The following is a 12,847-nucleotide window of genomic DNA, read 5'->3' on the forward strand; positions in this document are numbered from 1 at the left end:
CATGTACGATTTTGACTGGAGTTCAATTGTTCCTTCTCTGCCCTATCTGCTCAACGGGCTGGCGATTACGCTGAAAATCACCGTGACCGCCATTGTGATCGGGATTGTCTGGGGCACCCTGCTGGCAGTAATGCGTTTGTCGACGTTTGCGCCGCTGCGCTGGTTCGCCAAAAGCTACGTGAACGTCTTCCGCTCCATCCCGCTGGTGATGGTGCTGCTGTGGTTCTACCTGATTGTGCCGGGTTTCCTGCAAAACGTGCTGGGCCTGTCGCCGCAAACCGATATCCGTTTGATTTCGGCAATGGTGGCGTTCTCAATGTTCGAAGCGGCTTACTATTCGGAAATTATCCGCGCAGGTATTCAGAGTATCTCGCGTGGGCAATCCAGCGCAGCGCTGGCGTTGGGTATGACGCACTGGCAGTCGATGCAGTTAATCATCCTGCCGCAGGCGTTTCGCGCCATGGTTCCGCTGCTGTTAACGCAAGGGATCGTACTGTTCCAGGACACCTCTTTGGTGTATGTCCTGAGCCTCGCGGACTTCTTCCGTACGGCATCCACCATTGGCGAGCGTGATGGTACGCAGGTCGAAATGATCCTGTTTGCCGGCGCCGTGTATTTTGTTATCAGTCTCAGTGCTTCGCTGTTGGTCAGCTGGCTGAAGAAAAGGACCGTCTAATGATTTCCCTGAAAAATGTTTCTAAATGGTATGGCCACTTTCAGGTGTTGACCGACTGCTCCACCGAAGTGAAAAAAGGCGAAGTGGTGGTAGTGTGCGGCCCGTCGGGTTCCGGTAAATCCACGCTGATTAAAACCGTTAACGGCCTGGAGCCGGTGCAGAAAGGCGAAATCATCGTCAACGGCACCCAGGTTAACAACAAGAAAACCGATCTGGCAAAATTGCGCTCGCATGTCGGCATGGTATTCCAGCATTTTGAACTCTTCCCGCATCTGTCGATTATCGACAACCTGACGCTGGCGCAGGTCAAAGTGTTGAAGCGTGACAAAGCCGCCTCACGGGAAAAAGGCTTAAAACTGCTTGAGCGTGTTGGGCTGTCGGCGCACGCCAACAAATTCCCGGCGCAGCTCTCCGGCGGTCAGCAGCAGCGTGTGGCAATCGCCCGAGCCCTGTGTATGGATCCGGTGGCGATGCTGTTTGATGAACCGACGTCAGCGCTCGATCCGGAGATGATCAACGAAGTGCTGGATGTGATGGTCGAACTGGCAAACGAAGGGATGACGATGATGGTGGTGACCCACGAAATGGGCTTTGCCCGCAAAGTGGCAAACCGCGTGATCTTTATGGATGAAGGGAAAATCGTTGAGGATTCAGAGAAAGACGCTTTCTTCAATAATCCAAAATCCGAACGGGCAAAAGATTTCCTCGCCAAAATCCTGCACTAACAAATTAACGCCTGCCAGTACCGGCAGGCGTTTTTGCCTTAAGGTTCAAAGGGGCGTCGCTGGAACTGATCGTGCCCGCATTTCGGGCACAGCGGCAACACATCCGGGGTATATACTGCCAGGTGGAAGTGGCACTTCTCGCATACCAGATTCCCCAGCCCCACCACTTCGCCACTGTGGTAGACACCGTGATGATTGAGATCCTGGAATACTTCGCGCCATTCAAGCTGCGTTTTATCGGTGATATCCGCCAGTTCCTGCCAGATACTCTCTTTAATTACCCGCATAAAGACGCTGTCCGTCACCTCTTCCTGACTTTCGTTATAGCTGCGGGCAAACTCTTCGAGATCGCGGCGGATAGCCCGCATCAGCTCGTCGATCTCGGTGCGAGTTAACTCACCGGTCTGTGAGACGCGCTGGCGCGCCTGATCAACTAATGCGTCAATATCGCGCTCTCCATTGCGCAAACGTTCGGTTAACGTCGCTACCAGTTCACGGTAAAAATGAGCAACCTTGTTCATCGTTTCGCCTCCCGGTTCAGTAACTCTCTCTAATGGTAGACGTTATTTACCGTACGCAGTGCCGACTGCGCCGCACTGTTGGCAAAAAGTTAACGGCAAAAGCGCCGGGCTATTTCGTTCGCGGCTCGCGGAAAGGCTGTTTTGAGGCTGACGTTTGGGCTATGCTATGCCGATCTGAAAAACCACGTAACAACGCTACATTTGTAGCTGTAGCAAAAACAGGACTACTGGCTGCCATGCAAGAGCAATACCGCCCGGAAGAGATAGAATCCAAAGTACAGCGTCACTGGGAAGAGAAACGCACATTCGAAGTCACTGAAGACGAGAGCAAAGAGAAATACTATTGCCTGTCGATGCTCCCCTATCCTTCTGGCCGACTACACATGGGCCACGTCCGTAACTACACCATCGGCGATGTGGTTTCTCGCTACCAGCGCATGCTGGGTAAAAATGTATTGCAGCCAATTGGCTGGGATGCGTTCGGTCTGCCTGCGGAAGGCGCGGCGGTGAAAAACAACACGGCGCCGGCACCGTGGACTTACGACAACATCGCCTATATGAAAAACCAGCTCAAAATGCTGGGCTTCGGCTACGACTGGAGCCGCGAGCTGGCGACCTGCACCCCGGAATATTACCGCTGGGAACAGAAGTTCTTCACCGAACTGTACAAAAAAGGTCTCGTTTACAAGAAAACCTCTGCGGTGAACTGGTGCCCGAACGACCAGACCGTACTGGCGAACGAACAGGTTATCGACGGCTGCTGCTGGCGCTGCGATACCAAAGTTGAGCGTAAAGAGATCCCGCAGTGGTTTATCAAAATCACCGCCTACGCCGACGAACTGCTGAACGACCTGGATAATCTGGATCACTGGCCGGATACCGTGAAAACCATGCAGCGTAACTGGATTGGCCGTTCCGAAGGCGTGGAAATCACCTTTGACGTTCAGGACAGCGACCAGAAGCTGACGGTCTATACGACCCGTCCGGATACCTTTATGGGCGCGACCTATCTGGCCGTTGCCGCAGGTCACCCGCTGGCGCAAAAAGCCGCAGCCAGTAACGCAGAGCTGGCCGCTTTCATCGACGAATGCCGCAATACCAAAGTGGCGGAAGCCGATATGGCGACGATGGAGAAAAAAGGCGTTGCTACCGGCTTTAAAGCGGTTCATCCGCTGACCGGCGAAGCGATCCCGGTCTGGGCGGCAAACTTCGTACTGATGGAGTACGGCACCGGTGCGGTCATGGCCGTTCCGGGTCACGATCAGCGCGACTATGAATTTGCCACCAAATACAACCTGCCGATCAAGGCGGTTATTCTGGCGGCGGACGGTTCAGAGCCGGATCTGTCTGAGCAGGCGCTGACTGAAAAAGGCACGCTGTTCAACTCTGGCGAGTTCAGCGGTCTGAGCTTTGAAGAAGGCTTCAACGCGATTGCCGACAAGCTGGCAGCCAAAGGCGTGGGCGAGCGTAAAGTGAACTTCCGTCTGCGCGACTGGGGCGTTTCCCGTCAGCGTTACTGGGGTGCGCCGATTCCGATGGTCACTCTCGAAGACGGTACAGTCATTCCGACTCCGGAAGATCAACTGCCGGTGATTCTACCGGAAGATGTGGTCATGGATGGCATCACCAGCCCAATCAAGGCCGACCCGGAATGGGCGAAAACGACCGTTAACGGCCAGCCAGCGCTGCGTGAAACCGACACCTTCGATACCTTTATGGAGTCTTCCTGGTACTACGCGCGTTATACCTGTCCGCAGTACAGCGAAGGCATGCTCGACCCGAATGCGGCGAACTACTGGCTGCCGGTTGATATTTATATTGGCGGTATCGAACACGCCATCATGCATCTGCTCTACTTCCGCTTCTTCCATAAGCTGATGCGCGATGCGGGCATGGTGAACTCTGACGAACCGGCTAAACAGCTGCTGTGTCAGGGCATGGTGCTGGCGGATGCATTCTATTACGTTGGCGTAAACGGCGAGCGTAACTGGGTCTCCCCGAAAGACGCGATCGTTGAGCGCGACGACAAAGGCCGTATCGTGAAAGCGAAAGATTCGGCGGGTCATGAGCTGGTTTACACCGGCATGAGCAAAATGTCCAAGTCGAAAAATAACGGTATCGACCCGCAGGAAATGGTTGAACGCTACGGCGCGGATACCGTTCGTCTGTTCATGATGTTCGCTTCCCCGGCTGATATGACGCTGGAGTGGCAGGAATCCGGCGTGGAAGGGGCGAACCGCTTCCTGAAACGCGTATGGAAACTGGTTTACGAGCACACCAGCAAAGGCGCGGTTGCCGCACTGGATCTGGCCGCGCTGAACGACGAGCAGCAGGCGTTGCGCCGCGATGTTCATAAAACCATTGCTAAAGTTTCCGATGATATCGGCCGTCGTCAGACCTTCAACACTGCTATCGCAGCGATTATGGAGCTGATGAACAAACTGGCGAAGGCGCCTCAGGAAAACGATCAGGATCGCGCGCTGTTGCAGGAAGCTCTGCTGGCCGTAGTTCGTATGCTGAACCCGTTCACGCCGCACGCCAGCTTTACGCTGTGGCAGGAGCTGGGCGGCGAAGGCGATATTGATAATGCACCGTGGCCGGTAGCGGACGAAAAAGCAATGGTGGAAGACACCACGCTGGTTGTCGTCCAGGTAAACGGCAAAGTGCGTGGTAAAATTACCGTTGCCGTGGACGCCACCGAAGAACAGGTGCGTGAACGCGCTGGCCAGGAACATCTGGTGGCGAAGTATCTTGATGGCGTTACCGTGCGTAAAGTGATTTACGTACCGGGTAAACTGCTCAATCTGGTCGTTGGCTAAGCGCGGGAGGAAGCGTGCGATATCTGGCAACATTGTTATTGTCACTGGCGGTGCTGGTTACCGCCGGATGTGGCTGGCATTTGCGTAACACCACGCAGGTTCCGGGCGAAATGAAAACGATGATTTTCGATTCCGGCGATCCGAACGGTCCGCTGAGCCGTGCCATTCGTAACCAGCTGCGCCTGAACGGCGTTCAGTTGCTGGAGAAAGGTACGCTGCGTCAGGATGTGCCTTCGCTGCGTCTGGGCGCGGTGACGTTTACTCGCGACACGGCATCGATCTTCCAGAACGGCCGTACCGCAGAGTATCAAATGGTGCTGACCGCGAATGCCAGCGTGCTGATCCCGGGGCATGATATCTACCCGATCAGTACAAAAGTGTACCGTTCATTCTTTGATAACCCGCAAACGGCATTGGCGAAAGCCGCCGAGCAGGACATTATTATTCAGGAAATGTACGACAAAGCGGCAGAGCAACTGATTCGCAAACTGCCGAGCGTCCACACGGCTGATGCCGCTGAGACGCATAACACCCAGGCACCGTCCTCTCCCTCCGTTTCCATCACGCCGGGTAGCTAATGCTCAGGTTGTATCCGGAACAACTCCGCGCGCAGCTCAATGAAGGGCTGCGCGCGGCGTATCTGCTTCTCGGTAACGATCCACTGCTGTTGCAGGAGAGCCAGGACGCCGTGCGCCAGGTTGCCGCCACGCAAGGCTTCAGCGAACATCACACGTTTACACTGGATGCCAGCACCGACTGGGACGCTATTTTTTCCATCTGCCAGGCACTTAGCCTGTTTGCCAGTCGTCAAACCCTACTGTTGCTGCTGCCGGAGAACGGTCCAAACGCCGCCATTAATGAACAACTGGCAAAGCTGGTTTCGTTGCTACATGAGGATCTGATCCTGATCGTACGCGGCAACAAGTTGACGAAAGCGCAGGAAAACGCAGCATGGCTGACGCAACTGAATAACCACGCCGTGCAGATTAGCTGCCAGACGCCAGAACAGGCGAATCTTCCCCGCTGGGTCGCCGCACGGGCGAAGCAAAACAAGCTGGAGCTGGATGACGCCGCAAATCAGCTACTTTGCTATTGCTACGAAGGCAATCTGCTGGCGCTGGCGCAGGCACTTGAACGGCTGTCGCTGCTGTGGCCGGATGGCAAATTAACGCTGCCGCGCGTGGAGCAGGCGGTCAACGACGCAGCGCACTTTACCCCGTATCACTGGGTTGATGCACTGCTCGCGGGCAAGAGCAAACGTGCGCTGCATATTCTGAACCAGTTACGGCTGGAGGCATGCGAGCCGGTGATCCTGCTACGCACGGTGCAGCGCGAATTGCTGCTGCTGGTCACGCTCAAGCGTCACGCCGCGCATACGCCGCTGCGTACGCTGTTTGATAAACATCGGGTCTGGCAAAATCGCCGTGGCATGATGGGCGATGCGCTGAACCGCCTGAGCGCCGATCAGCTACGCCAGGCGGTGCATCTGCTCAGCCACATTGAGCTGATTGTGAAGCAGGACTTTGGTCAGTCGGTGTGGGCCGAGCTGGAAGGGTTTTCTCTGCTACTCTGTCATAAGGCATTAGCAGACGTTTTTATTGATGGTTGATATGAATCAGTTGCAGGCACTGTTTGGTGGTACGTTCGATCCTGTCCATTATGGGCATCTGAAGCCGGTTGAAGCGCTGGCGAATCAGATTGGGCTGTCACGGGTAATCATTATGCCCAATAACGTACCGCCGCACCGTCCGCAACCGGAAGCCACCAGCCAGCAACGCAAAATCATGCTCGAACTGGCCATCGCCGACAAACCGCTGTTTACCCTCGATGAGCGGGAACTGCGCCGCGACACGCCCTCTTACAGCGCGCTAACGCTGCAGGAGTGGCGAGAGGAACAAGGGCCACACTGCCCGCTGGCGTTTATCATTGGTCAGGATTCTCTGCTTACCTTCCCGAGCTGGCACCACTACGAAACCATCCTGGATAACTGCCATTTGATTGTCTGCCGCCGCCCCGGCTACCCGCTGGAGATGGCGCAGGAAGAGCATCAACAATGGCTTGATGAACATCTCACCCAGCATGTCGAAACGTTGCACACGCAGCCTGCGGGAAAAATCTATCTGGCTGAAACGCCGTGGTTCAATATCTCCGCAACGCTTATCCGTGAGCGGCTGGAGCACGGCGAAAACTGCGATGACCTGCTGCCTGCCGCCGTACTGGAATATATCAACGCGCAGGGATTGTACCGCCAAGCGCCCGGCGCATTGCCGTAACCAGCCGATCATTTTCCTCTTTGCTGCGCACCGCAACGCGGTAATAACGATCATCCAGCCCCGGATAGTTCGCACAGCGACGAATTAAAATATGCTGTTCCAGCAGCGCACGCTGTAACTCCACCCCAGGCGCATCACAACGCAGAAACAGGTAATTCGCCACACCAGGCCAGACAGTGAGTGCCGGAAGATCGTTCAGTGCGGCGAACAAACGCGGACGCTCACCCGCCAGCCACTGCCAGCTCGCCTGCTGATAAGCATGATCATGCAGGATTACCTCTCCCGCCAGTGCAGCAAACGCATTGATTGACCACGGCATCTGCGCAGCGCGCATCTGCGTCACTTTCTGTTCATTGCTGCCCAACAGATAGCCGAGCCGCAAACCCGGAATGGCATAAAACTTGGTCAGCGAGCGTAGCACCCACAGATGCGGATTGCCCGCCAGATGCCGGATAAAGCCGCGGCGTTGCGGGATAAAATCCATAAACGCTTCATCGAGAATAAGCTGAATGCCCAGCGACTTGCAGCGCGCCGAAATGGTCTGTAGCAGCGCGTCATCCGGCAGCAGCCCGGTCGGATTATTCGGCGTGCAGAGAAACAGGCAGTCCAGATCCGGCGTTAGCGCCCCCAACAGACGTTCGGTCAGTTGCCAGCCCTCGTCTTCGCGCAACGGAAAATCGACGATGTCACAACCTGCCAGCCGCAGCGCACGGCGATACTCAGCAAACCCAGGCGTGATAAGCATCGCCCGACGCGGCGCCAGCGCATTGACCAGGGCGAAGATCACTTCCGTCTCACCATTTCCGGCCAGCAACCATGACGCTGGAACCTGATGATGTTCCGCCAGCACCTGGTGCAGGCGCTGATACTCCACGTCCGGATAGCGCTCAGCCAGCGCCATATTCTCCAGCAATGCATGCCGCAAAGAGTCTGGAATACCCGCCGGATTAATATTGGCGCTGAAATCCAGTAACTGCTCCGGGGCAATGCCCAGCAGTGCGGCCGCCTCGCGTGTATTGCCGCCGTGCGCGCTATGAAACATCGCTCTCTCCGCTTGCTTAAAGCCGCTATCTTAAACGAAAAAGGGATGTGGATTGAGGGGCGTGGTAAACTTTGCGCAGTAATCCAGACGGGAGATAACGATGCGACTCTGGCTGATTCGTCACGGTGAAACCGAAGCAAACGTTGCAGGGCTTTACAGCGGCCACGCCCCCACTCCGCTGACGCCAAAGGGTCTGGCGCAGGCGCAAACCCTGGGTGAATTGCTCAGCGAGGTCCCCTTTGATCGCGTACTGTGCAGCGCGCTGGAGCGGGCGCAACAGACGGCGGAACGCGTCCTTGAGCGGCGCGAAATCACCATTGAAACCACGCCGTTACTGAATGAAATGTTCTTCGGCGACTGGGAAATGCGCCATCACCGCGATCTGGCGCGCGAAGATCCGCAGAACTATGCCGCCTGGTGCAATGACTGGCAGAAGGCCATCCCGACCAATGGCGAAGGCTTTCAGGCATTTTCCGCGCGCATTGAGCAAGTTATCGCACATCTGGCCGATATTAAGGATCAGCAGAATATCCTGCTGGTGAGCCATCAGGGCGTTTTGAGCCTGTTAATCGCCCGCCTGTTAAAGATGCCCGCCGCCTCGCTATGGCATTTTCGTGTTGATCAAGGGTGCTGGAGTGCGATCGATATGCATGAGGATTTCGCCACGCTGCGAGTACTTAACAGCCGCGCCGTCTGGCGGGCTGACGAGTAAGCGTGTTTTTCAACCATCCCATTCAACGTGGTGATTCGGTCATTGACACGCCATGCAAGGCTGTTATCCTCCGCGCGCAGAAATTGTTTTACAAAAATGGCGATGCAATCACACGGTCATGATGGGATGATAGCCCGCTTTTGAAATTGCCGGGTCAGACATTTGTCCCGACAATCGATGCAGTTCAGGTATAATGTCAGGCCGTTCATTAACAGTACATTTTTCACTCACCCAGGGGGAACACTTGCAGGGTAAAGCACTCCAGGATTTTGTTATCGACAAAATTGATGACCTGAAAGGTCAGGACATCGTTGCAATTGACGTGCAGGGCAAATCAAGCATCACCGATTGCATGATTATCTGCACCGGCACTTCCACTCGTCATGTGATTTCCATTGCGGATCATGTGGTTCAGGAATCCCGCGCCGCCGGTCTGATGCCGCTGGGCGTCGAAGGCGAAAGCGCCGCCGACTGGGTTGTGGTCGATCTGGGCGATGTCATTGTCCACGTAATGCAGGAAGAGAGCCGTCGCCTGTATGAGCTGGAAAAACTCTGGAGTTAATGCGTGAAACTGCAACTGGTCGCCGTCGGCACAAAAATGCCGGACTGGGTACAGACAGGTTTTACTGAATATCTGCGCCGTTTTCCCAAAGATATGCCGTTTGAGCTGATTGAGATCCCGGCAGGAAAGCGCGGTAAAAACGCAGATATCAAACGTATTCTCGACAAAGAGGGTGAGCAGATGCTGGCGGCTGCTGGCAAGAATCGCATCGTCACCCTCGATATCCCCGGCAAACCCTGGGATACGCCGCAGCTTGCAAATGAACTGGAACGCTGGAAGCAGGACGGACGCGATGTCAGTCTGCTTATCGGCGGTCCGGAAGGGTTATCCCCCGCCTGCAAAGCGGCAGCAGAACAAAGTTGGTCTCTCTCTGCGCTAACGCTCCCGCACCCGCTGGTGCGCGTGCTGGTGGCTGAAAGCCTGTATCGCGCATGGAGTATTACCACCAACCATCCTTACCACCGTGAGTAATGACGAGTCTTAGGTAGATTAAGCAGCGGATGAAATTACAGAATTCTTTTCGCGACTATACGGCTGAGTCCGCGCTGTTTGTACGCCGGGCGGTGGTCGCCTTTACGGGGATTTTGCTGCTTACCGGCGTGCTGATCGCTAATCTTTATAACCTGCAAATCGTCCGTTTTGCGGACTACCAGACCCGTTCTAACGAAAACCGCATCAAACTGGTTCCCATCGCGCCAAGCCGTGGCATTATTTACGATCGCAACGGCACGCCGCTGGCACTTAATCGCACCATTTACCAGGTCGAAATGATGCCGGAGAAGGTCGATAACGTGCAGCAAACTCTGGATGCCCTGCGCGACGTGGTAGATCTGACCGATGATGATATTGCCAACTTCAAAAAAGAGCGCTCGCGTTCGCACCGCTTCACGTCAATTCCGGTAAAAACTAACCTGACCGAAGTTCAGGTGGCGCGCTTTGCCGTTAACCAGTACCGCTTTCCCGGTGTGGAAGTGAAAGGCTACAAACGCCGCTTCTATCCTTACGGCTCCGCCCTGACTCATGTTATCGGCTACGTCTCGAAAATTAACGATAAAGACGTCGATCGGCTGGATAAAGAGGGCAAACTGGCCAACTATGCCGCCACGCACGATATCGGTAAGCTGGGGATTGAGCGCTATTACGAAGATGTTCTGCACGGCCAGACCGGTTATGAAGAGGTTGAAGTTAACAACCGCGGCCGCGTGATCCGCCAGCTTAAAGAAGTGCCGCCGCAGGCCGGGCACGATATCTACCTGACGCTGGATTTGAAATTACAGCAGTACATCGAAACGCTGCTCGCTGGCAGCCGCGCCGCGGTGGTTGTCACCGATCCGCGCAACGGCAGCATTCTCGCGCTGGTGTCGATGCCGAGCTACGATCCCAATCTGTTTGTCGATGGTATCTCCAGCAAAGATTATTCGTCGCTGCTTAATGACCCGAACACACCGCTGATCAACCGCGCCACGCAGGGGGTTTACCCTCCGGCGTCAACGGTGAAACCGTATGTAGCGGTTTCCGCCCTCAGCGCCGGTGCGATCACCCGCAATACCAGCCTGTTCGATCCCGGCTGGTGGCAATTGCCGGGTTCTGAAAAACGCTACCGCGACTGGAAAAAATGGGGCCACGGTCATCTGAACGTCACCAAAGCGCTGGAAGAATCCGCCGATACCTTCTTCTACCAGGTCGCTTATGACATGGGAATCGATCGCCTGTCGGAGTGGATGGGTAAATTTGGTTACGGCCACTATACCGGCATCGATCTGTCGGAAGAGCGCTCCGGTAACATGCCGACGCGCGAGTGGAAACTGAAACGCTTTAAGAAGCCCTGGTATCAGGGTGACACCATCCCGGTAGGGATTGGCCAGGGCTACTGGACGGCAACACCATTGCAAATGAATAAAGCGATGATGATCCTGATTAACGACGGTATCGTCAAAGTGCCACACCTGCTGATGAGCACGGTGGAAAACGGCCAACAGGTGCCGTGGAAACAGCCTGTCGAACCGCCGGTCGGCGATATTCACTCCGGCTACTGGGAGATCGCGAAAGACGGGATGTACGGTGTGGCGAACCGCCCGAATGGGACCGGCCACAAATACTTTGCCGATGCACCGTATAAAGTTGCAGCGAAGTCCGGTACTGCGCAGGTCTTTGGCCTGAAAGCGAATGAAACCTATAACGCGCACCGGATCGCTGAGCGGCTGCGTGACCATAAACTGATGACTGCGTTTGCACCGTATGATAATCCGCAGGTCGCCGTCGCGATGATTCTGGAAAACGGCGGTGCAGGACCGGCAGTCGGGACCATTATGCGCCAGATCCTCGACCACATTATGCTTGGCGATAACAACACCGATTTGCCGGCGGAAAACCCCTCAACGGCAGCGGCGGAGGACCAATAATCATGACGGATAATCCGAACAAAAAATCGTTCTGGGACAAAATCCATATCGATCCCACGATGATGCTAATTATCCTCGCATTGCTGTTTTACAGCGCGATCGTGATCTGGAGCGCCAGCGGCCAGGACATTGGCATGACCGAACGTAAAATCGGCCAGATCGCTATGGGGCTGATTATCATGGTGGTGTTGGCGCAGGTGCCGCCGCGCGTCTATGAAGGCTGGGCGCCCTATCTCTACATTTTCTGCATTATCCTGCTGGTAGCGGTGGATGCTTTCGGCGCGATATCCAAAGGCGCGCAGCGCTGGCTCGATCTCGGCGTTGTACGTTTCCAGCCTTCCGAGATCGCTAAAATCGCCGTGCCGCTGATGGTGGCGCGCTTTATTAACCGCGACGTTTGCCCGCCTTCGCTGAAAAATACCGCTATCGCGCTGGCGCTGATCTTTCTGCCAACGCTGCTGGTGGCAGCACAGCCGGATCTGGGTACCTCGATTCTGGTGGTGCTCTCGGGACTGTTTGTCCTGTTCCTCTCCGGTCTGAGTTGGCGGCTGATCGCTATTGCAGCGGTACTGGTTGCGGCGTTTATTCCGGTGCTGTGGTTCTTCCTGATGCATGATTATCAACGCCAGCGCGTGATGATGTTGCTCGATCCGGAAACCGATCCGCTCGGCGCAGGCTACCATATTATTCAGTCGAAAATTGCTATCGGCTCCGGCGGCCTGAGCGGCAAAGGCTGGCTGCACGGTACGCAGTCGCAGCTGGAATTCCTGCCTGAACGCCACACCGACTTTATTTTCGCCGTGCTGGCGGAAGAGCTGGGGCTGATCGGGATTCTGATTTTGCTGGCGTTGTATGTGCTGCTGATTATGCGCGGGTTATGGATTGCCGCGCGGGCACAAACCACCTTTGGCCGCGTCATGGCTGGCGGTTTGATGTTGATTTTGTTCGTTTATGTATTCGTAAATATTGGTATGGTGAGTGGCATACTGCCGGTGGTCGGCGTACCGTTGCCACTGATCAGTTACGGGGGATCAGCCCTGATCGTACTCATGGCCGGGTTTGGTATCGTTATGTCGATCCATACTCACAGGAAAATGTTGTCTAAGAACGTTTAA

General features: G+C 55.4%; 13 protein-coding genes. 11 read left to right on the plus strand and 2 right to left on the minus strand.

From position 1 onward, the window contains the following. Nucleotide 1: 1 nt before the first annotated feature. Nucleotides 2–676 (plus strand): glutamate/aspartate ABC transporter permease GltK, encoded by a 675-nt coding sequence (gene gltK, locus CWM66_RS05460; protein WP_007373861.1) that lies wholly within the window; start codon nt 2–4, stop codon nt 674–676. Further along, entirely contained in the window at nt 676–1,401 is a 726-nt protein-coding gene (locus tag CWM66_RS05465) for an amino acid ABC transporter ATP-binding protein (RefSeq protein ID WP_007373860.1), read from the plus strand. Before gltK ends, CWM66_RS05465 begins: the two co-directional genes overlap by 1 nt. A gap of 38 nt (nt 1,402–1,439) precedes the next feature. On the opposite strand, the gene CWM66_RS05470 is transcribed toward CWM66_RS05465, so the two are convergent. Further along, nucleotides 1,440–1,922 carry a zinc ribbon-containing protein gene (locus CWM66_RS05470; protein ID WP_007373859.1) on the minus strand — a complete coding sequence of 161 codons (483 nt, stop codon included), beginning with the start codon at nt 1,920–1,922 and terminating at the stop codon, nt 1,440–1,442. Between the two features lie 236 nt (nt 1,923–2,158). On the opposite strand from CWM66_RS05470, the gene leuS reads away from it, so the two are divergent. Genes leuS through nadD form a run of 4 tightly spaced genes read left to right on the plus strand, consistent with a single transcriptional unit; the run spans nt 2,159 to nt 7,014 of the window. Next, on the plus strand, nt 2,159–4,741 hold the full coding sequence (leuS, locus tag CWM66_RS05475) for a leucine--tRNA ligase (RefSeq protein ID WP_035885987.1): 2,583 nt from the start codon (nt 2,159–2,161) through the stop codon (nt 4,739–4,741). Between the two features lie 14 nt (nt 4,742–4,755). Then, nucleotides 4,756–5,319: an LPS assembly lipoprotein LptE gene (gene lptE / locus CWM66_RS05480; RefSeq protein ID WP_071920487.1), complete on the plus strand. Its 564-nt coding sequence runs from the start codon at nt 4,756–4,758 to the stop codon at nt 5,317–5,319. After that, nucleotides 5,319–6,350, plus strand: a complete 1,032-nt coding sequence (gene holA / locus CWM66_RS05485; RefSeq protein ID WP_007373856.1) for a DNA polymerase III subunit delta — start codon at nt 5,319–5,321, stop codon at nt 6,348–6,350. Before lptE ends, holA begins: the two co-directional genes overlap by 1 nt. Next, complete coding sequence (nadD, locus tag CWM66_RS05490; RefSeq protein WP_035885990.1) at nt 6,343–7,014, plus strand: nicotinate-nucleotide adenylyltransferase; 672 nt, start codon at nt 6,343–6,345, stop codon at nt 7,012–7,014. Before holA ends, nadD begins: the two co-directional genes overlap by 8 nt. Here nadD and cobD read toward each other — a convergent pair. Further along, on the minus strand, nt 6,968–8,056 hold the full coding sequence (gene cobD, locus CWM66_RS05495) for a threonine-phosphate decarboxylase CobD (protein ID WP_107146318.1): 1,089 nt from the start codon (nt 8,054–8,056) through the stop codon (nt 6,968–6,970). The genes nadD and cobD overlap by 47 nt on opposite strands. Before the next feature lie 100 nt (nt 8,057–8,156). Between cobD and CWM66_RS05500 the strand changes: the two genes are divergently transcribed. From CWM66_RS05500 to mrdB, 5 genes are all read left to right on the plus strand, one after another. Further along, nucleotides 8,157–8,768: an adenosylcobalamin/alpha-ribazole phosphatase gene (locus CWM66_RS05500; RefSeq protein WP_035885992.1), complete on the plus strand. Its 612-nt coding sequence runs from the start codon at nt 8,157–8,159 to the stop codon at nt 8,766–8,768. 244 nt (nt 8,769–9,012) lie between these two features. Beyond that, the gene (gene rsfS, locus CWM66_RS05505) at nt 9,013–9,330 is read left to right on the plus strand and encodes a ribosome silencing factor (protein WP_007373852.1); all 318 of its coding nucleotides are present in this window, start codon (nt 9,013–9,015) and stop codon (nt 9,328–9,330) included. A gap of 3 nt (nt 9,331–9,333) precedes the next feature. Further along, nucleotides 9,334–9,801 carry a 23S rRNA (pseudouridine(1915)-N(3))-methyltransferase RlmH gene (gene rlmH, locus CWM66_RS05510; RefSeq protein ID WP_000776107.1) on the plus strand — a complete coding sequence of 156 codons (468 nt, stop codon included), beginning with the start codon at nt 9,334–9,336 and terminating at the stop codon, nt 9,799–9,801. Nucleotides 9,802–9,830: 29 nt separating this feature from the next. Then, complete coding sequence (gene mrdA / locus CWM66_RS05515) at nt 9,831–11,732, plus strand: peptidoglycan DD-transpeptidase MrdA (protein WP_035885993.1); 1,902 nt, start codon at nt 9,831–9,833, stop codon at nt 11,730–11,732. A gap of 2 nt (nt 11,733–11,734) precedes the next feature. Continuing rightward, nucleotides 11,735–12,847: a peptidoglycan glycosyltransferase MrdB gene (mrdB, locus tag CWM66_RS05520; protein ID WP_007373850.1), complete on the plus strand. Its 1,113-nt coding sequence runs from the start codon at nt 11,735–11,737 to the stop codon at nt 12,845–12,847.

The sequence above is a fragment of the Kosakonia sp. H7A genome (assembly GCF_003028445.1).
Classification (GTDB): domain Bacteria; phylum Pseudomonadota; class Gammaproteobacteria; order Enterobacterales; family Enterobacteriaceae; genus Kosakonia; species Kosakonia radicincitans.